Below are 19,576 nucleotides of genomic sequence, written 5' to 3' on the forward strand. Positions count from 1 at the left end.
AGCGCACGCGCAACATAAAGAGGAAACCATGGCAACTATTTCGATGAAAAGCCTGCTCGAAGCAGGCGTACATTTTGGGCACCAGACACGCCGCTGGAACCCGAAGATGAAAAAATACATCTTCACAGCGCGCAACGGCATTCACATTCTCAACCTACAGAAGACGATCGTGCTCGCGAAAGACGCGTACGAAGCGATGCGCGATCTGGCGTCAAAAGGCGGCAAGGTTCTGTTCGTCGGCACCAAGAAACAGGCGCAGGCCGATATTGAAAAGGCGGCAACCCGTTGCGGCCAGTTCTATATCAACAACCGCTGGCTCGGTGGTCTGCTGACAAACTTTCGCACCGTAAAACTGTCGATTCAGCGCCTGCGCAAACTCGAAGAGGCGTTTGCGACTAACACCGTACACGAAATCGTCAAAACAAAGAAAGAAATTCTTCAACTCGACCGCGAAATCGCGCGTCTGCGCAAAGACCTCGCGGGTATTCGCGACATGAACGAGCTGCCCGATGCATTGTTTATCGTTGACCCAGATCGCGAAGCGATTGCGGTAAAAGAAGCAAATACGCTCGGCATCCCCATTTTCGCGATGGTTGATACAAACTGTAACCCCGACCTGATTCAGTACCCGATTCCCGCAAACGACGACGCTATTCGTGCTGTGGCGCTCTTTCTCGAAATCATGGCAAACGCCGTTGAAGAAGGCAAAGAAGGCGGCGAGTTCGCACAAGTCGAGATCGAAGAAGGCGAGAGCATGGACGAGCACCAGCTGAAATCATCGATGGAAAAACTCGACGACCTCGAAGAAATCGAATCTAAATACGAAGAAGCGCGCGGTTAATCACATGGCAATAGATCAGGAAAAAATCAAAACCCTGCGCGAGATGACCTCTGCGGGCATTCTCGACTGCAAAAAGATTCTCGAAGAAACAAACGGCGATCTCGAAAAGGCTGCATCGCTTTTGCGTGAACGCGGTATCGTGAAAGCCGTCAAAAAAATGGATCGCGAAGCCTCAGAAGGCGCAATCGTGTCATACGTTCACCACAACGGCAAGATCGGTGTGCTCGTGCAGCTCAACTGCGAAACTGACTTCGTGGCGCGCAATGAGAAGTTTCTCGAACTCGGCCGCAGCATCGCGATGCACATTGCTGCCACGAACCCGCAGTTTGTGAAGGCAGAAGACGTCGACCCAACTGTTGTCGAAAAAGAGAAAGAAGTGCAACGCGCAGCTCTCATCGAAGAGGGCAAGCCTGCCGACAAAGTCGACAAGATTCTCGAAGGTAAAATCAAGAAATTTGTTTCTGATATTTGCCTGCTCGACCAGCCGTTCGTTAAAGAGCCAGAAAAGACTGTAGGCGACATCATCAAAGCAAGCATTGCGACTCTGGGCGAAAACATCGCCGTGGGGCGTTTTGTGCGTTACGCTCTGAAATAGGTACCGTAAGCCACGACAATGAGCGACAACAGCGAAAAACCGGCCCGCGGTACCACCGAGGGTCGGGCTTTTCGGCGCGTGGTGCTCAAACTCTCGGGTGAGGTTCTAGCCGGCGAAGACAAGCACGGCATCAACGTTAAGGTAATACGCGCGCTCGCCGAAGAAATTCGCGACATTCACCGTGACGGCGTCGAGCTCGCGCTCGTCATCGGCGGCGGTAATATTTTTCGCGGTGTAAAGGCCGCGTCAGACGGTATGGATCGCGCAATCGGCGATTATATGGGCATGATGGCGACAGTCATTAATGGCCTTGCGCTGCAAGACTTCTTAGAGAAAGAGGGGCTTACAACCCGACTGCAGACCGCCATTGAGATCAAGTCAGTTGCTGAGCCGTTTATCCGCCGTAAGGCGATTCGCCACCTCGAAAAAAAGCGTATTGTAATTCTTTCGGGCGGCACGGGCAACCCCTATTTCACCACCGACACGACGGCGGCTCTCAGAGCAGTTGAGCTCGATGCGGATGTCATTTTCAAGGCGACCAAAGTCGACGGAGTTTACGATTCTGACCCCGTCAAGAACCCGGCGGCAAAACGCTACCGGCGCCTCAGCTTTCACGATGCGCTCGTGAAGCAACTTAAGGTCATGGATTCAACAGCCTTTTCCCTTTGTCTCGACAATAAGATGCCCATTCAGGTTTTTGACATGAGCAAAGAGGGTAACCTCAAGAAAGCCGTTCAGGGTAAACCCATTGGTACCCTGATCGATGCCAACGGAGAAAGCGAATTCTATGAGTGACGAAGCCAATAAAATCATCGCGGACGCAAGCAGCCGCATGGACAAAAGCCTGAACGACCTGGGCCACCAGATGGCGCAGATCAGATCGGGGCGCGCAACGCCTTCGCTCGTCGAAGATATTCGCGTCGAGATCTATGGCCAGAATATGCCGCTCAACCAGGTTGCGTCGATCAACGCCCCAGAGCCGCGCCTCATCACCGTCGACGTTTGGGACAAATCGCAGCTGCAGGCTGTCGAAAAGGCGATTCAGAAATCGGGCAAAGGTTTTAACCCAAACACCGACGGCGTCATGATTCGTATCAACCTTGCCGAAATGACCGGCGAAACGCGCAAAGAAATGGTCAAACTCGCAAAAGGCAAAGTTGAAGACCATAAGGTAGCAGTGCGCAACATTCGTCGTGATGCCAACGACGCCCTGAAAAAACTCAAGGGCGGCAGCGTCTCTGAAGACATGATCAAAGGGTTCAGCGATCAGGTGCAAAAACTGACCGACGACCATATCAAGAAAATGGATGATCTTTTTGCCGCGAAAGAAAAAGACATCATGACGGTCTGAACGATTGGTAGAACCAATCGTTCAAACCTGAATCCATGCCCAAATTTCCTCAGCACATCGCCGTCATCATGGATGGCAATGGACGCTGGGCGACTGCGCGGGGGCTCAAACGCAGCGCGGGGCACCGTGAAGGTACCGAGACCATTGACAGGCTGCTCGATCACCTACTAAAGATTAAAATCCCCTGCGTGAGCCTTTATGCCTTCTCCACTGAGAACTGGCGCAGACCCAAGACCGAGATCAGTGAAATATTTAATCTGCTGAATGAGTTTATTCAGCTCAAGCTCGAAAAGATGATCGCGAATGGAGTGCGCATCGTCACCTCAGGCAATCTTACCCGTCTGCCGCAAAAAAGCCAGCTGCTTTTGGCTGATGCCACGAAGCGTACTGCAAAAGGGAAAAAGCTGACGGCAAATTTCTGCCTCAACTATGGGGCGCGCGACGAGCTTCACCGGGCAGCATCACTCTGGGCCGCTGGCGGCGCGGCAAAGGCGAAGAAACTACCGACCGAAAAACAATTCCGAAAGCTGCTGTGGCAACCCGACCTGCCTGACATTGATCTGCTGGTGCGCACAGCGGGCGAGCAAAGGCTCTCAAACTTTATGTTGTATCAGGCGGCATACGCCGAACTCTACTTCACCGAAAAGACCTGGCCCGAATTCGCTGCCGCCGATGTCGATGTGGCGATCGCCGAATTTTCGCGCCGCAAGCGCAAATTCGGTGGGCTCTAATTCAGGCCTACATCGCCTCGCGCAGACGTAAGAATTCAGCATTAGGAATCTTACCTTCTGCGTCTGCAGAGAGCGCCGGCCTGATGCGCGCGATCAGGTACATATCTATCTCACCCTTATTTTTTGCCGCGATTTTACCGCGATAGGTACAATCAAAGAAGTCTTTTACAAGCGCATACGTATCGCCAGAGATGTTGATCTCGCCAACAATTCCCGATGATTCCATGCGGCTGGCGGTGTTTACGGCGTCGCCCCAGATGTCATAGGCAAACTTGCGCTTGCCCACGACGCCAGCAACCACCGGCCCCGTATGTATACCGAGCCGCAGCTCCCAATAGGGTTCGTTAAGGCCCTGCTTGATCTCTTTCATCTGCGCCATGAAACTCTTGATTTCGAGCGCTGCCAAAATCACGTCTATAGGGTGAGTCTTATTGGCGATGGGTAATCCGCCGGCGCACATATAGGCATCGCCGATGGTTTTTATTTTTTCAACTCCGTGGCGGTCCATGATCTCGTCAAACTGATAGAAGCAGTTGTCGAGATCGGCGACGAGGCCCTCGGCCGAAATTTTCTCGGCTATTTGCGTAAAGCCTTTGAAATCGGTGAACATCACAGTTACGGCTTCGTACTGTCCCGGTGTCGCTTCGCCGCGCAATTTCAGTTCTTCGGCCACGGAATTCGGCAGAATATTGCGCAGCAGATCGTCAGATTTTTCTTTTTCAACTTCGAGATCTTTGGTGCGCTCCTGCACCTTGACCTCGAGCGAATCGCGCTCTTTCTGCAGCTCTTCGTATGCGCGCGCGTTTTCGAGAGATATGCCCGCAAGCGAGCAAAACGCCGAAAGCAGTTCTTCGTCTTCTGTCGTAAAAGGTGTTTCATCTTGTTTATTTAACACCTGAATCGTGCCGATGATTTTACCACGCGTGTTTTTGATCGCCATGCAGAGAATGCTTCGCGTTCGGTAGCCAGTTTTGACGTCAAAATCGCGGCTGAAGCGATCGTCAGCGTAAGCATCGGTAATATTTGCAGTTTCTCCGGTAAGACCGACGTGCCCTGCAATACCCTGCCCCAGCGGCACACGGATTTCAGGCGCACCCTGCGCAACTCGCGTCCAGAGCTGTTTTTTCTCATCGTCGACAAGAAACAGCGATGAGCGGTCTGCATGCATGACGATCGTCACTTTCTGCATAATCAGCTGCAACAACGAATCCAGGTCGATCTCTGCCATAATCGAGCGCGAGATATCCATGAGCATTGAGAGCTTAGACAATTGCCGGTCGATGTTAGCGAGGTGCGCAGCCTGAATGAAATATTTATCGCCGTCTTTCGTAACGACGCCAGGCAGCACATCGTTGTCTCGCCGCCCATAAAGCCAAACGACTTCTTTTTGCGGGTCAGACAACTGCACCCCCCGGACCAAAAATTTCACGCAATTTGGCTGCGGGGTCTGCTTCACGCATAAACCCCGTGCCCATGAGCACTGCGTCAAAATAATGCGGCAGCGCGAGCAGCTGTTCGCGCGTTTCGTAACCAGATTCGGCGACGAGCACGAGGCGCTCGCGGTCACGTTCGGTTATCAGTTGGGCAAGATTCTCGCAGCGTTTCATATCTATTTCAAGGGTGTGCAGATTGCGATTATTTATGCCGAGAATCGCGATGTCAAGCCGAAGCGCTCTTTCGAGTTCGGCTTCTGTCAAGACTTCGACGAGTGGCTCCATGCCGAGTTTGCGGCCATGCGCAATCAGGGTTTGCAGCTCGCTATCGGTCAGCGAGGCGACAATCAGCAAGAAGCTGGTGGCACCTGCCGCGCGGGCCTCATCGACCTGTTTCACATCCACGATAAAATCTTTTCTGAGCAGCGGCAGCGCAGTGAGCGCCCGCGCATCGCGCAGATCTTCAATCGCGCCTGAAAAGTGCTCGGGTTCGGTAAGAATGCTGAGCGCGGCCGCATAGGGTTCGTACATTCTGACCGCATCGGCTACCGGCAGACCCTCTTTCAGGTTACCTTTCGAAGGGCTCTTGCGCTTGAGCTCGGCGATCAGCTGCGGCATCGGACCTTTGCGGCGCAGTGCAGCGGCAAAATCGAGCTCGTTTTTTGCCGGTGACGGCGAAATCGCCACAAGCTGCGCGGCGCGCCGCCTGCTTTCTTCCGTAATGCGATCGAGTACGCTCGGCGTTTCGGCAGCTTTGCTCTTGCCGATCAGGTTGCCCGTGTGTGCATTGCTCATAGTCCGCCGAATTTGCCAATAAGCAGGGTCGCAACACCCAGAAAAACGGAAAATCCACACATGTCAGTGAATGTCGTCGCAATCGGCCCCGCAGCGAGCGCCGGGTCGAGGCGAAATGCGCGCAGCACAACCGGCAGCATTGAACCTACAAGCCCGGCAATAAACATGTTTGAAACGAGTCCAGTAAACATGCAGAAAGCAATACCTGCACGCTGGGTATAACTGTACACGAGAATCGCGGCGAAAGTGCCGATTGCAAAGCCATTGAGCGATGAAACGCCGACCTCTTTTGCGATAACCTTGCTGACATTCTTACCGTTAATCTGCCCCAGTGCCAGGGAGCGCACGACGACCGTGACCGCCTGCATCGTCGCATTGCCACCCTGCCCGCCAATCACGGTCATGAGTGGTGCAAGCAGAATCACCTTCGACAGAGTTTCATCAAAAAACGTCACTATCCAGGCTGACAGAACCTGTGTCGCGAGGTTAATGGTGAGCCACGGCAGGCGGCCGCGCGCCATTTGCGCCAGCGACTGCACGTGCGGAGCGTCTTGCGTCACACCGCCAAGACGAAGCATGTCTTCAGTCGCCTCTTCTTCGAGAACATCGACCACGTCGTCGACGGTAATATGTCCCAGCAGCACACCGCGCGAGTCGACGACCGGCAGACTTAAGAGGTTATAGTCTTTGAAAATTTTTGCGACGGTCTCCTGATCTTGTTCGGGGCCGACCATCACCTGCGCAGGCTGCATAATCTCTTGCGCTTTGCGCGATGATTTCTCAAGAATCAGTTTGCGAATGGGAATGTAGCCAACAAATTTGTTGCCGCGGTCGACGACGAATGTGAATTGCAGGTCTTCTAACTGATCATGCTTCACCAGCTTTTGAAACTGGCTGACGATAGATTTGATAGTCGCATGGCGGCTGACCGCGAGAAAATCTGAACTCATCAGCGCGCCGGCGGTGCCTTCAGGGTACTTCAGAATTTCTTTAATCTTGCCGGTATAGTTCTTATCGAAGCGCCGCAGAATAAAATTCGTGTCGCGCGGGTTCAAATCGCGCAAGATCACAGCGATGTCGTCGGTTTCAAGCTCTTCGAGGCGGTCGAAGATCCATGCGGTGTCTTTCGAGCGAAAAATCGCCTCACGCTCATCTGACCCCAGTTCGGTCAAGAACTCCGCGGCGTATTCGCTCGAGAGCTGGCCGAGAATCATTTCGCGTTCAGGTTCGTCGAATGAATCCCATAATAACGCGAGTGAAGTAGGATGCAGGCTGTGAAGCGCTCTTTTGAGCAATTCAAACCGGCGCACCCGGCACAGCTTGCTCACAAGCGACACAATCTGCGGGTAGTTCGCCTTGGTCAGCAGATGGTATTTACGCTCTACAGTATTCATCTAGCTCTTTGCACCAGGCCTCAGCAAAAAATACGCCTAATTGCGAAATGTCCAGATATACCAGACGACGCCGAGACCGACGGCAGCCATGCCTAGCTTCACTGCCAACAGCGGCACAACAAAAATCGCGGTGATCGACATGGTTATCGCGATCATCAGCGTCGCGAAAATCTTTACCTTAAAGGGAATACGCCGTTCGTCGCGAAAGGCCTTAATCATGGGCCCGAAGTAACGGTGGCCGAGCATCCAGTCATGCAGGCGCTCAGAGCCGCGGGCAAAACAAAATCCGCTGAGCAATATGAAGGGCGTCGTCGGCAGAATAGGCGTTACGACGCCGACAATACCCAGCACGAGCGAAATAACACCGAGCAAAATATAGACATATCGCAGGGAGCGTGAGCGAGCGAGGGTCGCTCTCGTTATCTCTTCTCTCTCAGTTAATGGACTTTCAGGCGAACGGCTGCCGGTACCGGTACGTACCATTTCATACCTGATTACTTCGCGGCTTCTTCGACCGTTTCAAATATTTTGAACATCGATTCGAGCTTTGAGAGTTTGAACAGAGTCTTGAGTGTCTGGTTGAGGTTCGCGAGGCGAATTTCGCCCCCATAATTCTTCACATCGCGCAGAATAGTGACGAGCGCACCGAGCGCAGATGAATCGAGGTATTCGGTGTCGTGCATATCGAAGACGACAACCGCAGGCTTTTTCTCGAGAAACTTCGAAACCTGCTCGCGAAATTTTCGTGAGATCGACATGTCGATGCGCGTTTCTTTCACCGAAAGAATCACGCCCTTCTCGAAAGGTTTATCGACAATAAGCATACCGTAAAGATTGGGCTGCGGCAGTCGCGTCAATTAAAAAATAGGCGAATGCTTGCGTGACCTGGCGGGAACTCGCTGACGCACATTTTCTTGCCCATACGAACTGCTAATCAGAGCAAATTCCTCCGCGAATCGAAGCGATTCGCTATGCCAGGGGCGCAAAGCCGCCCGAATTTGCCCTGATTTGCCGCCCTTGGCGGCATCGCAATTCGCATCGCCAAGAAAATGCGCCTTGTGTGTTACGCTTCGCGAGTTCCCGCCTGGTCACTTGCGCTCAAAAATGCCGGGCGATGAGCGCATAAACTCTGGGGTCATGGCGCAGCGCAAGATGCCCCACACCCCCGGCGGTTTCAATACGAACATCGGCCGTTTTGGCGACACGCGACATAATCTGCCGCCAGAGACCCTGTTCGCCTTCGCCTTTCGGCAGAGCGCTGGGTTGCCGCACCATGCCGTCGCCGATGAGTCTGTTGATGAAGCCGCCGCGTTTCTTTTGTAATCCGCCTGCTATAAAAATATATTTAGCATGGGGCAGAAGCACCGGGTCACGCGAGGTGATGCCCTTCTGCCCGAGGCTCAGATCTTTGAGCCCCTTGCTGCGCAGGCCAATGACAGAGGCCGCCATGAGCGTGAAAGGGTTCGGTATGAACTGCAGCAGCTGCTCACCTTTTTCTGCCAGCTTGGCGAGCGGTGCCCCCGCATGCGGAGTGCCCAGCAAGAAGATGGATTGAACTTTCTTGAGCCAGGGCATCTTGCGTGCGCGTGCGTCATAAACTGCCGCATGAATGACAAGGCCGCCCATGCTGTGGCCGATCAGCGTGACCCGGCGCACCGACGTGTTGACTTTCAAAAGCTCTGGCATCAACCGCGCGAGCGCGATACCGTTTTCGGCCACGCTGAGTCCGCTATTGTAGCGCACATACAGAGGCTGCGCGCCGAAATCGACGAACAGCTGATCGCCAAAGTTGAGGCGCCCCTCGGGTGCCTGCCAGCCGAGCTCGGTGTCTGAACTGCCATGGATAAAAATACAGACATGCGCGCGGCGCACGAGTGGCACCGTTTCAAGCGTTTTGCCGTCTGCGCAGAATTGCATTTGTCCCTGCCATTTTTGTGGCAGCTTGTCGCCGAAAACGCCGCGCACGGCCCCGGCAATCGAGGTGCGGTTCACGCGCCGGCTGAATGCCGCGAAAGTCTTGCGCATGCGGCCTGCCATCAGATGAGCTCTTTGATCTTGTTCCAAGCGAAGCGGCCGTGGTAGATCACCCAATTGTGGCTGTAGTCGTGTATCGGCACGAATTTCAATACGGGCAGAACTTCGCGCCAACGGCCTAAATCCGCATCTTCGATATGAAACAATGAATCGAGATCTGCGTACACAATATCAACCGGAACCGGTGACCTTCTGTCGGGAAGCCTGGTCGCGATGGCTTTCATCGCACCTTCGACATACCCGAGAGGATTCGCGAGCACATTCATGCCATACCTGAGGCCGACTTCAAGATTCGCCAGCATACCCCGGGTTTCGCCGGTGGCAAAGTTAAGGTCGCGCTGCATGTTCGCCAGTTGCAGGCGAAACTTGCCCGCGTGAAAAAGTTGCGGCAAAAGGGGATTGATGGCGATCGCGCGCTGTATGGCGGGAAACTCAGCAGCGAGGTGCATCGCTGCCAGCGCGCCGTAAGAATGGCCGATGACAAGGCTATCGTCGAGTTCATGGTGCGCAAGCATGCCGCGTATCACCACCATGTTCTCTTCGAAGTCGCGGCGACAATGACCGCTGAGGCCGAAAAGTTCAGGCACAAAAACATGATGCGCTTCGGCAGCAGCGGCGATAAAATCGCGATAGAGTTTCGGGTGCGCACCATAGCCGTGCAAAAAGAGCAGGCGGGGGTTTTCAGCGCTGCCGTAGGTTTCCATCTTCATAAGATACTTGCCTCAACTCAAGAGAATCAACAGACCGCAGAGAGTACGCCTGCCCCGAGCGGAGTCGAGGGGGAGGTACACGGAGGCAAGAAGATTCTCACTTGGTGAGAATCTCTTTTATGAGTCTGTAGTCTTCTTGAAGAAAAAGCGGCGTGTAATGCCCCGCGGGCCAGATACCATGCGGAGATTTCACGAGACGCGCCCCTTTTAGATATGCAGCCTCTTCGCTCACAAATGCATCTGCCGATGTGTGCAGGCTATAAATCTCTGCCTGGTGTTCTGCGTCGTGCGCGTGCAACTCTTTTAGAAAATCGGATCCCGGTATCATCTGCTCGGCACCCGTCGCACGGCCGAGCGTCAAGATCCGCATCCAGCGTGCCATGTGCGAGCCGTGAAACGGAGTACCAATCGTGATAAAACGGCGTATATACGCATCGCCACCGAGCTTGCGCATGTAGTGCAAACCGATGAGCCCCCCCATGCTGATACCAATCAGATCGACCTGCTTTGTTCCCGCGCGCGCGCGCATCGCATTCACCGACATCTCGACGATGCGGGCCGAGTCTTTGATATCGCCAGCATTCAGACCTTCAAGCGGCACATCTTCTGCAAGAAAGCCGTCGTTCTTGAGGCGTGTTTTGAGCACGAAATTGGTGGCAGTGGGCGCTAGAAACCCCTGAATAATGAGAACGGGATGCATTACCGTGAATTTGTTTTTTCATTGCCTTTGGCAATGAAAAAACATTTCACATGGATCAATTCTGAATCGGGAAAGTCGAGACCTTATCGCCCTCGAAAGAACAGTTATACCCTGCCACCTCGAGTTCGAGCCAGCCGCGGCAGTAAGCATCGCCGTACTGCTCGACCGCATCGTTGCGGTTCAGGCTGCGCTGCTGCATGAGCTTGCGGATTGCTTCAATCTTCTTTTCACTGCACCCGGCCTCGTATTCGGCGGGATAGCCAAAAGCTGAAATGCTGAGGCATTCACCAAAGGGTTGCGGCTCGTCGGGCGGCAGTTTTTTCGCCTGCCTCTCGCGCTCAGCGAGGCTGGCAGCATTCTTCTTCTCTGCCTTCTCCCACTGTTTTGCCGAGTGAACCAAGAGCGGCCAATTCGTCGAAAGAAACCCGGCGAAGGCGTAACCCTTTTGGCCTTCAAAATCAAATTCGACCCAGCGCGCCTTTTTCTTGTCGACGGTCACTTCTGGCCCGGTTATCTGCAAGATACGCAGGCTGTCTCCTTTTTCGAGCTTGCCGATCTGCTTGCCGTTCAGATCGGGCGTCGCCCTGACGCGCAGCACCGCCACCGTCGAATAGACAAGGTCGCCTGCTTTGAGATTTTCTTGCGCTCGAAGCGAAAAGATGACGGCGAAAAAGACTGAACTGGCAGCAATGAATTTCATGCCACCATAATAAGGCCTGCAAGTGGGAAGTCAATTCGTTACGAAATCGATAAAGTGTCGTCTGATCACAAATTTTCATTGCTAAGAGATTATTCCCAACTGCCGGGCACGGTTTAAGGCTTCTATCTTGCAGGTGGTGGCGAGTTTCTGGTAGATGTTGGCGATGTGCACGCGCACGGTGTTCGGGCTAATGTCGAGGTCGTCGGCGATTGCACGATAGCTCATACCGAGTGCGATCAGGTTCAGAATTTCAGTTTCGCGCTCTGACAGCGGGTTTTGCCTGAGGTTGACGTCATCGGGCACATCGTCAAGAATCTTGCGCGCAACGCGGGGGCTTAAAGGCGCACCGCCGAGCAGAATGACCTTGAGCTCGGCGATGAGAAGCTCGTCGGGGGTATCTTTCAGCAGATAGCCATTCACGCCATGGCGCACCAGACGCACAATGCGCGCCTGATCTTCAAATACGGTAAAAACCACCAATTTCAGCCCGGGGTATTTGTCGCGCACAAGGGGTAACAGCTCTTCACCGTTCATGCCCGGTAATTCTAAATCGAGAATCAATAGGTCGCAATGCGTTTCTTGCAGCCTCGGCAAAACTTCTTCGGCTGAGCTGCATAATGCTCTGAGGTGAAAATCCGCATGTTGCGCGAAAAGGTCGGTCAGTCGCTGCTGCACAACCGGCTGGTCTTCGACAATCACAATGTCTGTGACCTTTGTCATGAGCCCGTATTGACGGTCAGCACGAAATATGCGCCCTTGCCACGGCGCCGAACTGTTACCTCTGCGCCGATATTCTGCGCGCGCATCGCGATGCTGCGAAGACCACCGCGCTCTGCCCTGCCGCGCCAGGTGAAGCCACCCGCATCTTGATAAAACCAGATGCGAACAGCGTCACCGCGCGTCTTGGTGCCGAACGCAACCCGATCTGCGCCCGAATGGCGAATGACGTTTGCCGTCCATTCTGATAAAATGCGGTCGACGTGCAAGAGGGCCAGATCAGAGACGCGACCCGGGGCTGCTTCGGCAACATAGCTTACCTGATAGCGGCCGAGTGCGCGAAAACTTTGTTCGAGTTTCCAGAGCTGTGAATTGAGGTCGTCGACGCGCTGTTCGCCCTTCAGCACATGCGCAAAATTGCGCACGTTTTCAAGCGTACCCTTTGCCAGCTCGGCAAGATGCGTGGTTGAACGCGTGTCAGTTTTGCCCGCGAGCAAACTCATCTGCGCAAGTTGAGATCCGACTGTGTCGTGCAGATCATGAGCGAACCAGAGCTTGTCTTGTAAGAATTTGACTTCGGCCTGTTCTTTTTTGAAGGCAAGTTCGCTGACGCTTTTTTTCAGCTCTTCGTTGGCGACGGCCAGCTCTTGTTGTGCCCTGAATTTATTGAGCTCGAGCGCGCGCATCTGCCAATTGCCGACAAGACTCACAACCAGCGCGAGCAGAATCGCGACGCTGCTGGTGACGAATTCGGGGCGCGAAAAATCTGTGCCCGTGAAATACATGACGCCGTTATAGATCAGCCACTGCACGAAATAAATGATCGCAGCTTCACCCAGAGAGAAACGCAGCAGCACCGTGGTGCCGAAAAAAGCGAGCACCATCATCGACCAATAGGGGCTGCTCGCGCCGCCCGTCATGTAGGTCAGATACGATACGCCAAAGCACGCGGTCGAAAGAATACCGGCACCGATGAACCGCATCGCCAGCGGATGGCGCGCCCAGCGCGTGAATGCGAGGCCGGTGAGAATGATTTCAACGGCAACGATGCGTGCGCGAAAGAAAATAAAATCTTGCGGGCTAAAGACAGATTCGAAAAAAAAGTCAACGGTACCAATAAGAATAAAACCAAAGATGACGACGAAACCCATGTAACGCAGGCTTTTGAGCAGGGTTTCGTCGATCTGCTGAAGAAACGGATCTCGCTGCACAGGGACTATTGTCCCACAACGACCGGTTTTTCAAGCTTTTTTGCGCTCTAATGCATTTGTACTATTGTCGATTGGCAGTTGTTGGGATATAGTAGACTGATCAGAGCAGCTCATATTTGATTTATCAGCTGATTAACGACCAGAACCCCATGCGAAATGCCACCCTTTTACCGACCCTCGCCCTGGCCTTGCTGTCGATATCCCCGCTGCCGGCAGGCAAGACGCTCAAAAGGCGCGTGCTTGTGCTGCCTTTCGACAACACAATAAAGAATAAGAATTATGCATGGATGTCAGACTCGATCAGCGAAAATCTGAAGGCTGACCTACTGAAAACGGGCCGGTTCGATGTTCTTGATGTCACTTTGCTGCGAAAGATCGATCCGGGCATACAATTTGCGAACTTAGATGCCCAAAATGCTTCGGCTTTTGCGCAGCGGCTTAACTGCGAAGTGGCTATCGTTGGGCGCTTTTCGGTTCGCAAAATCGGGCGCAAAAAAGAGGTTGTAGCCTTCGAAGCTGAAGGTGTCGATGCGCTCGAAAAACAATCGGTCGTTGCAAAAAATGAAGAGGCCGTAATCAACGCTGAAATCTTCGATACCGTCGACAAACTTGCCGCCAGCATCTCAGATGAGCTCAATCAAAAACTTCCACTGCTCGACGCCGCAAGCTTCAAACGTGACGATCGCCTCGAACGCTTAATTCGACGACTGGAGAAGCCCCCCACTGGTTTTCTCGATAGTTTCACGCTGGGCGTTGCCCCTGGTTCGCCGCCAGTTAAGTTTGTGCCCGAATTCGATATCGACACGTTCGAATACGATGCGTACGTGAACTATGACCAAGCCGAGGGCATACAAACGTATGTACTTGAATACCAATACTGGGGCAAGCGCCTGAAGCCCCCAATTTCAGTCAGCGATGGCGAATGCATAGCTGACAAGTGCCGTTTCACGAGTCGAAGCCCGACGCTGGTATTCGCAAAATCGGCATCTGAAAAAGATAAATCATATAAAATAAAAATCCACCTTCCGCACCCAAAAGGGCCGGTAGTGTCGCGTTGGTGGCTGACGGCCGGCTACCCTTATACGAAAAGTCTTTCTCAGCTGGGGCATAAAAACCCTGAAGCTTTAATACTAGATGCTGGCATACCGTTCGACGCGATGCGCGGTTATGCACATTTTGAAGCGGGTTTCGGCACTGAGCGCCTGCAGTTCGGTGGTGGTTTCAAGTGGGCGCTTGTCACACAGCTTTTTTACGGGCATGGCAATCTACCACAGTTTGCTGCAGATAGTGGTTACACGGCGCTTGTACACATGGCATCGGCGGGCGGTGGATTGCGTATCGATCGGCCGACATTTTTCGGGACGCGCTACGGGCTTTCGCCGTTCATCGGGTTCTATGGACACTATCAGCGCTTCTTTCGTGAACTTTCTGGAGGGGGCTTGAACGCGATGGCCTTAGTGCCCGAGATCGGGATCAACCAGTATTTTCGGTTTGGTTATAAGTTGCGTTATCGCTGGGTGTTGACGCTTGCGGCGGGCAGTTTCATTTATAGCGGACAGAATTTGAGCTATGTCCGAGCGAGTGTGGGAGTCGAATATGCGTTTCGGTAATTATTGTATCATCATGATGTCGTGGGCTACCTCGGGATGCCAACTGGAAACGCCAGATGCGCTTTTAGACAGAACGCCACCATTCGTCTTAACGCAATTTGCTATCGAGGGTAGAACAGCAGTTATCAGTGGCAATTCAATTTCGGTCGATTTGCGTTGGTCAGGAGTAAACCATCGGAGTGCAATCGCGACGTTTTCCAGTACTGGCGGCAAAGTAACTGTTGATGGCGTCTCGCAGAAGAGCGGCGTCACGGTGAACGACTTCGGGACACCTAAGAATTATGTTGCAGCCGGCTTCGATGGTGTTTCGCGCACCTACACGGTGACCGTACAAAGCGGGTATCCGTTTGCCGACACAGGACAGACACTGTGTTCGAGTGGCGCATCAGGTGACGGTGCAATGGCAGCTTGCCCGCAAGCTGTGACGGGTCAAGACGGTGATTATTCTGATCTACCACGAGCCCGCTCTTTCACTGGTCCCATTCAACATTCAATTTTTACGAGCGATTACACGACTGCTGATAATGTCACGGGTCTTGTTTGGAAAACCTGTAGTGAAGGTTTATCGGGCGCAACCTGCGCATCAGGTAGTGCAGGTACATATACGCTTTCACCCGATACGGCTACGCCGGTATGCGCAGGCTTGAATATGGCTAATTCGGGTGCAGGGTATGCTGGCCGCAAAGATTGGCAATTGCCAAGTATTCAGGAGCTAGCCACGCTCATCTATCAGACGAGTGGGCCGCCCGCTAGCGATTCGACTTATTTTCCGGGCACAGTCTCCAACTATTATTGGTCGGCAACCGTAAATGCACAGTCCTCGACCTCAGGCTGGCTTGTTTCCTTTCAATGGGGGTATGTAGAGCCAAGTACTAAAGGTTCACCTTACCACGTGCGATGTGTTGCCGGGACTGCAGGGGCTTATAAGCTTTCATTTTTAGACAAAGGCGACGGCACAATTGCCGAAGTAGACACTGGGGTCGTATGGCAAAAATGTGGCATGGGCCAAAACAACGACGCCGCCTGTAGCGGTACGCTTAGCACAGTAAACTGGGTGGGGGCGTTGTCTTACTGCCAAGGGCTTTCGCTCGCTGGCCGAAGCTGGCGTCTGCCTAATGAGAATGAACTGCGGAGTATCGTAGAGTACTCAAATTACACCCCCGCCATTGACACGACTTACTTCCCAGCAACGGCCGCGGCCGATTATTGGTCTTCGACTACGTTTGGTGCGGCGACAAACCAGGCAAGAGGGGTGAATTTTTTTTCCGGGAGTGCCACCCCTCCACTGAAGAGCTCCAACAATCGCGTTCGCTGCGTAGCGACCGGGCCGTGAGGTATTGTGAAATGCAGCTTACTCACCGCTCTTGCTATTCTTTGTAGTACGACACTTTCATGCCAACTCAAAACCCCGGCATCAATACTTGAAGAACCGAATGCCATCATCTTCTCACCGGCTGCCGGAACCTATGGCGCCTCGCAGAACATTACGCTCGCTTCAAATATAGCCGGTTCAACGATCTGTTACAGCACCGACGGCGCAATACCGCGCTGCGCCAGCGAGAGTGGTTGCGCCGCTGGGACAATCTACTCTTCGCCCATCGCGATCATTGCGCCAGTCTCTGCCGTGACGACCACAACCGTGAAGGCTGTTGGCTGCAAATCAGGTACGGCGACATATCCGATTGCATCAGCCACATATGTGCTTGATACCCAGCCACCGACACTGTTGTCGACAACACCTGCGAGTAGCGCGACGGGTGTGCCGCCCTGTTCAGGGTCGCCCTGCGTTGCTACGATCACGCTTGTCTTCAATGAATCGCTGAATACCTCGCTCGGACAGACCTTGACGATGGAGATTCAGACCAGCACTATTCCTGCATACACGCTAATACCCTCGACGGGTACGACGTTCACGTTTGCTCAGACAAACCTACCCTATGACACCCTTAGTATTCGACTTAGCTGGGTCCATTTTCCTGAGAACGCCCCTTTACGCTTCACGCTAGATGCCGCCGGCATCGCAGACGCTGTGGGTAACAGCATCACGGCACCGTTGCAGCAAATTTTCATGACTACCACGCGCAATGTTGTATTTCCGGTTTCAGATACCGGGCAGACAACTTGTTACGATGACACGACCGCGCAGGCGTGCCCGGTGGCAACCCATCCTGGTCAGGACGCAGACTACGCCGACACACCGAATTCCAGGTCTTTCACCGGTCCGACACAGAACGCAACGTTCAACACAGATTATACGACCACTGATAATTCAACCGGTTTGATCTGGAAAACTTGCACAGAAGGCTTGACTGGCGCGACATGCACTGGCGGCAGCGCTACCAGTTTCACATCATGGTTCAATACGGTAAATCCCTGTAGCACACTCAATGCGGCGAATGGAGGGGTGGGTTACGCTCAGATTAATACATGGCGCTTACCGACTTCACGTGAAGCTGCAACACTGAAGAATTATGAGCTCGCAAACCCTACGCTTGAAGCGATTCCTTTTCCTGCTACAATTGCAGGGCAGTACAGGTCTGCAACGACTAGCCTGGCGAGCCTGAATTTTGCCGGCCATTATTACTTTAATGCCGCGGCAATTGCCGCGTCGAACATGGGAAACCCCGGTTATGTGCGATGTGTCGCGTCTGGCGCGTCAAACCCGGTGCGCAATTTCAGTGATAATACGGACGGCACGGTCACTGATGTTAACGCTAACCTGCGATGGCAAAAGTGTACGCGAGGTCAGAACAACGACGCCAGCTGCACGGGTGCTGCAACAGCTTCAACCTGGCAACTGGCGCTACAGTATTGCGATGGGCTGACGTTGGGTGATACGGGATTTGCCAATCGAGCCAATTGGCGTTTACCAAATGTGAAAGAACTCGAAAGCCTTATAGACAGATCGGTTAACAGCCCGGCTATCTCTACGGCGTTCTTTCCTGCTACGCTCAGTAATTATTATTGGACTTCATCAACGGTGGCAGGGACGCCTACCAATGCATGGCGGATACGCGGGGATATTGACAACAGCGTTAAGACCTCCGCTCATTATGCCCGGTGCGTTGCCACAGGGCCATGAACTAGCCACTACCCCGCTCCGTGCAATGGGGAGGGGGGCCGCCCTTCGGGCGGCGCGGTGGGGCGATGCACTAATGCATTTGCACTATTGCCATTTGGCGATGAATGGGGTACTATTCCGTCACATGGGATATTGCGCGCAGAAATACTTATGAAGAAACGAACAGCAACACTGCTATTTTCGGTGGTTCTTGCTGCGCTGGCCAGTCACTGCGGCGCAAAGGCACAATCGGGGGGAAATCCCCAAATGGCTGCGGCTATTGCAGAAATTGCCGAGTTGGGCTGCGCCTGCAAAGATAAGAAGTGCCTTTTGATTGCCCAAATCAGAGGCAAGAGCATCGCCCAGTGGCGCATGGCCAGCACTGCCCAGATGACCGCCGAAGAATTAGAAGCTGCCAATGCTTCATGGCGCAAATACAGCGAATGCGAGAGCCAGAAGAAATGAGCGCAAATTCAGCTGCAGTCAACACCGCATCGTGGCTGAGGCAATCATCTCACCTTCTGCGGAAATGGCGCTGATATGAAGTTACTGAAAACAGGGGTTTTGCTCGGGGTTTTAATGGCTCCTCTGATCCATGCTGAGAAACTCAGAAAAGTCATAATTTTAGATTTTAAGAATCTCGACAAGAACCCCGATTACAGCTATCTTGAAGATTCGATCACTGAGGCGATTCGTAACGACCTTAAAGCGAAGTTTGATTTCAAAGAGTTGCCGCAGAAAGATTGGCGTAACCTCGCCGAGAAGAACTATTTTCTCTGGCCCGAAGAAAACCACAGCCGTGGCTTTGCGCTGAACCTCGGGCTCTTGGCGCGGCAAGACATTGCCATCGGCGGCTATTACCAGGCGATCATCGAAAAAAAAGCGCGGCGCGGTGCGAAGGCGCACGATTTTGTCATTCGCGCGCACGTGTTCGTTCTCGACATCGGTAAAAAAAAGGTCGTGAGCGAATTCGACATGATTATGCCCGCCGACGCATCGCTCTTCGGCGCAGTCGAAGAACTCGCGGCACGCGTGGTGAAAGAATCGAAGTCGGTGCTGCCTAATAAGGGCGAAGCGGGTAAGCAGCAGTTCGACGACGATGAGATTGGGCCGCATGAGCTCGGCCTCATCGCCGGCACCGGCGTCTATGCGCAGCCAAAGCAGTTCAGCGGTAACTACACGACCGACAACGCACTCTACACCAAAGATTTTAAATCGGCGATTTCAGCTTCTGCGTTCTATGCTTACCATGATTTTCTGGTGTCGCACATGCAGCTGCACCTGATGGGTGGCGCGCAGTTTGCAAGCAACGATCTCGCCGTCGCCACCGACAGCAAACGCATTCGTGCATCGCTGCTCGACATTTCGGCGGCGGGCCACTTGGGTTACGAAATGAGTTTCTGGCGCTTCACCTTGACACCGCTAGCCGGCGGCGGATTTTCCATGGCGAGTATCAAGCTCGACTATACAACGCTCTCGACCCTGCCCGTCGACGCGAATGGCAACACGCGCTCGGGCAACAATCTCAACACCAGCGCGCCTTTCGCCGAAGGCGGGTTGAAACTCGGCATTAAACTCACGAATCGACTGTCGCTGAACGCCTATGGCATGTGGCGGCAAAGTTTCTACATCGGTGAAAGCGTAAGCCAGGCCTACGCGGCAGGCGGCATCAGTTTTCGCCTGTGAGATTTTT

General features: G+C 53.4%; 21 protein-coding genes and 1 pseudogene. 11 read left to right on the top strand and 11 right to left on the bottom strand.

All coding sequences use genetic code 11. The features are described 5' to 3' along the window. The first annotated feature begins 28 nt into the window (after window positions 1-28). The 5 genes from rpsB to uppS are packed head-to-tail and all read left to right on the top strand — an operon-like array spanning window position 29 to window position 3,518. On the top strand, window positions 29-841 hold the full coding sequence (gene rpsB / locus TURPA_RS02145) for a 30S ribosomal protein S2 (RefSeq protein ID WP_014801639.1): 813 nt from the start codon (window positions 29-31) through the stop codon (window positions 839-841). Window positions 842-845: 4 nt separating this feature from the next. Continuing rightward, complete coding sequence (gene tsf, locus TURPA_RS02150) at window positions 846-1,436, top strand: translation elongation factor Ts (protein WP_014801640.1); 591 nt, start codon at window positions 846-848, stop codon at window positions 1,434-1,436. Between the two features lie 18 nt (window positions 1,437-1,454). Then, window positions 1,455-2,231 (top strand): UMP kinase, encoded by a 777-nt coding sequence (gene pyrH / locus TURPA_RS02155; RefSeq protein ID WP_014801641.1) that lies wholly within the window; start codon window positions 1,455-1,457, stop codon window positions 2,229-2,231. Beyond that, on the top strand, window positions 2,224-2,787 hold the full coding sequence (gene frr / locus TURPA_RS02160; RefSeq protein ID WP_014801642.1) for a ribosome recycling factor: 564 nt from the start codon (window positions 2,224-2,226) through the stop codon (window positions 2,785-2,787). Before pyrH ends, frr begins: the two co-directional genes overlap by 8 nt. 35 nt (window positions 2,788-2,822) lie before the next feature. Beyond that, on the top strand, window positions 2,823-3,518 hold the full coding sequence (gene uppS / locus TURPA_RS02165; protein ID WP_014801643.1) for a polyprenyl diphosphate synthase: 696 nt from the start codon (window positions 2,823-2,825) through the stop codon (window positions 3,516-3,518). A gap of 7 nt (window positions 3,519-3,525) precedes the next feature. On the opposite strand, the gene TURPA_RS24120 is transcribed toward uppS, so the two are convergent. From TURPA_RS24120 to TURPA_RS02220, 11 genes are all read right to left on the bottom strand, one after another. Continuing rightward, entirely contained in the window at window positions 3,526-4,773 is a 1,248-nt protein-coding gene (locus tag TURPA_RS24120; RefSeq protein WP_157210617.1) for an adenylate/guanylate cyclase domain-containing protein, read from the bottom strand. A gap of 139 nt (window positions 4,774-4,912) precedes the next feature. Beyond that, entirely contained in the window at window positions 4,913-5,746 is an 834-nt protein-coding gene (locus TURPA_RS02175; protein WP_014801645.1) for an indole-3-glycerol phosphate synthase TrpC, read from the bottom strand. After that, window positions 5,743-7,140, bottom strand: a complete 1,398-nt coding sequence (gene mgtE, locus TURPA_RS02180) for a magnesium transporter (RefSeq protein ID WP_014801646.1) — start codon at window positions 7,138-7,140, stop codon at window positions 5,743-5,745. Before mgtE ends, TURPA_RS02175 begins: the two co-directional genes overlap by 4 nt. 36 nt (window positions 7,141-7,176) lie before the next feature. Beyond that, window positions 7,177-7,623, bottom strand: coding sequence for a YbaN family protein (locus tag TURPA_RS02185; protein WP_014801647.1), 447 nt, complete (start codon window positions 7,621-7,623; stop codon window positions 7,177-7,179). An 11-nt stretch (window positions 7,624-7,634) separates the two neighbouring features. Next, the gene (locus TURPA_RS02190; protein WP_014801648.1) at window positions 7,635-7,964 is read right to left on the bottom strand and encodes an STAS domain-containing protein; all 330 of its coding nucleotides are present in this window, start codon (window positions 7,962-7,964) and stop codon (window positions 7,635-7,637) included. A 274-nt stretch (window positions 7,965-8,238) separates the two neighbouring features. Then, the gene (locus TURPA_RS21280; protein ID WP_014801649.1) at window positions 8,239-9,177 is read right to left on the bottom strand and encodes an esterase/lipase family protein; all 939 of its coding nucleotides are present in this window, start codon (window positions 9,175-9,177) and stop codon (window positions 8,239-8,241) included. Continuing rightward, a complete protein-coding gene (locus TURPA_RS02200; protein WP_014801650.1) occupies window positions 9,177-9,884 on the bottom strand; it encodes an alpha/beta hydrolase in 708 nt (235 codons plus the stop codon). Before TURPA_RS02200 ends, TURPA_RS21280 begins: the two co-directional genes overlap by 1 nt. 97 nt (window positions 9,885-9,981) lie before the next feature. Further along, window positions 9,982-10,584 carry an alpha/beta hydrolase gene (locus tag TURPA_RS21285; RefSeq protein WP_014801651.1) on the bottom strand — a complete coding sequence of 201 codons (603 nt, stop codon included), beginning with the start codon at window positions 10,582-10,584 and terminating at the stop codon, window positions 9,982-9,984. Between the two features lie 55 nt (window positions 10,585-10,639). After that, entirely contained in the window at window positions 10,640-11,284 is a 645-nt protein-coding gene (locus TURPA_RS02210; protein ID WP_014801652.1) for an SH3 domain-containing protein, read from the bottom strand. Between the two features lie 81 nt (window positions 11,285-11,365). Next, on the bottom strand, window positions 11,366-12,004 hold the full coding sequence (locus TURPA_RS02215) for a response regulator (RefSeq protein WP_014801653.1): 639 nt from the start codon (window positions 12,002-12,004) through the stop codon (window positions 11,366-11,368). Further along, window positions 12,001-13,212: a sensor histidine kinase gene (locus TURPA_RS02220; RefSeq protein ID WP_014801654.1), complete on the bottom strand. Its 1,212-nt coding sequence runs from the start codon at window positions 13,210-13,212 to the stop codon at window positions 12,001-12,003. Before TURPA_RS02220 ends, TURPA_RS02215 begins: the two co-directional genes overlap by 4 nt. A gap of 149 nt (window positions 13,213-13,361) precedes the next feature. Here TURPA_RS02220 and TURPA_RS02225 point away from each other — a divergent pair, with 149 nt between their 5' ends. The 6 genes and pseudogenes from TURPA_RS02225 to TURPA_RS02245 all read left to right on the top strand — a co-directional run bounded on the left by TURPA_RS02225 (window position 13,362) and on the right by TURPA_RS02245 (window position 19,569). Further along, complete coding sequence (locus TURPA_RS02225) at window positions 13,362-14,822, top strand: hypothetical protein (RefSeq protein WP_014801655.1); 1,461 nt, start codon at window positions 13,362-13,364, stop codon at window positions 14,820-14,822. After that, a complete protein-coding gene (locus tag TURPA_RS22430) occupies window positions 14,809-16,155 on the top strand; it encodes an Lcl C-terminal domain-containing protein (protein ID WP_014801656.1) in 1,347 nt (448 codons plus the stop codon). The genes TURPA_RS02225 and TURPA_RS22430 overlap by 14 nt, the downstream gene beginning before the upstream one ends. 6 nt (window positions 16,156-16,161) lie before the next feature. Continuing rightward, window positions 16,162-16,833 (top strand): annotated as a pseudogene (locus TURPA_RS24285) (chitobiase/beta-hexosaminidase C-terminal domain-containing protein); the annotation flags it as partial. Between the two features lie 18 nt (window positions 16,834-16,851). Continuing rightward, the gene (locus TURPA_RS23950) at window positions 16,852-17,904 is read left to right on the top strand and encodes an Lcl C-terminal domain-containing protein (RefSeq protein WP_245536802.1); all 1,053 of its coding nucleotides are present in this window, start codon (window positions 16,852-16,854) and stop codon (window positions 17,902-17,904) included. Between the two features lie 132 nt (window positions 17,905-18,036). Then, entirely contained in the window at window positions 18,037-18,348 is a 312-nt protein-coding gene (locus TURPA_RS02240; protein WP_041948245.1) for a hypothetical protein, read from the top strand. Window positions 18,349-18,423: 75 nt separating this feature from the next. Next, window positions 18,424-19,569 carry a hypothetical protein gene (locus tag TURPA_RS02245; protein WP_014801659.1) on the top strand — a complete coding sequence of 382 codons (1,146 nt, stop codon included), beginning with the start codon at window positions 18,424-18,426 and terminating at the stop codon, window positions 19,567-19,569. The last annotated feature ends 7 nt before the right edge of the window (window positions 19,570-19,576 follow it).

The organism is Turneriella parva DSM 21527 (assembly GCF_000266885.1).
GTDB lineage: Bacteria > Spirochaetota > Leptospiria > Turneriellales > Turneriellaceae > Turneriella > Turneriella parva.

Bases quoted from the DNA above. Each gene is read 5' to 3' on its own strand.
- TURPA_RS02185 (WP_014801647.1), bottom strand. From the start codon at position 7,623: ATGGTACGTACCGGTACCGGCAGCCGTTCGCCTGAAAGTCCATTAACT.
- TURPA_RS02200 (WP_014801650.1), bottom strand. From the start codon at position 9,884: ATGAAGATGGAAACCTACGGCAGCGCTGAAAACCCCCGCCTGCTCTTT.
- mgtE (WP_014801646.1), bottom strand. From the start codon at position 7,140: ATGAATACTGTAGAGCGTAAATACCATCTGCTGACCAAGGCGAACTAC.
- TURPA_RS02175 (WP_014801645.1), bottom strand. From the start codon at position 5,746: ATGAGCAATGCACACACGGGCAACCTGATCGGCAAGAGCAAAGCTGCC.
- TURPA_RS02225 (WP_014801655.1), top strand. From the start codon at position 13,362: ATGCGAAATGCCACCCTTTTACCGACCCTCGCCCTGGCCTTGCTGTCG.
- frr (WP_014801642.1), top strand. From the start codon at position 2,224: ATGAGTGACGAAGCCAATAAAATCATCGCGGACGCAAGCAGCCGCATG.
- TURPA_RS21280 (WP_014801649.1), bottom strand. From the start codon at position 9,177: ATGGCAGGCCGCATGCGCAAGACTTTCGCGGCATTCAGCCGGCGCGTG.
- TURPA_RS24120 (WP_157210617.1), bottom strand. From the start codon at position 4,773: ATGCTCATGGATATCTCGCGCTCGATTATGGCAGAGATCGACCTGGAT.
- TURPA_RS21285 (WP_014801651.1), bottom strand. From the start codon at position 10,584: ATGCATCCCGTTCTCATTATTCAGGGGTTTCTAGCGCCCACTGCCACC.
- TURPA_RS02215 (WP_014801653.1), bottom strand. From the start codon at position 12,004: ATGACAAAGGTCACAGACATTGTGATTGTCGAAGACCAGCCGGTTGTG.
- TURPA_RS02190 (WP_014801648.1), bottom strand. From the start codon at position 7,964: ATGCTTATTGTCGATAAACCTTTCGAGAAGGGCGTGATTCTTTCGGTG.
- tsf (WP_014801640.1), top strand. From the start codon at position 846: ATGGCAATAGATCAGGAAAAAATCAAAACCCTGCGCGAGATGACCTCT.
- TURPA_RS22430 (WP_014801656.1), top strand. From the start codon at position 14,809: ATGCGTTTCGGTAATTATTGTATCATCATGATGTCGTGGGCTACCTCG.
- pyrH (WP_014801641.1), top strand. From the start codon at position 1,455: ATGAGCGACAACAGCGAAAAACCGGCCCGCGGTACCACCGAGGGTCGG.
- uppS (WP_014801643.1), top strand. From the start codon at position 2,823: ATGCCCAAATTTCCTCAGCACATCGCCGTCATCATGGATGGCAATGGA.
- TURPA_RS02210 (WP_014801652.1), bottom strand. From the start codon at position 11,284: ATGAAATTCATTGCTGCCAGTTCAGTCTTTTTCGCCGTCATCTTTTCG.
- rpsB (WP_014801639.1), top strand. From the start codon at position 29: ATGGCAACTATTTCGATGAAAAGCCTGCTCGAAGCAGGCGTACATTTT.
- TURPA_RS02245 (WP_014801659.1), top strand. From the start codon at position 18,424: ATGAAGTTACTGAAAACAGGGGTTTTGCTCGGGGTTTTAATGGCTCCT.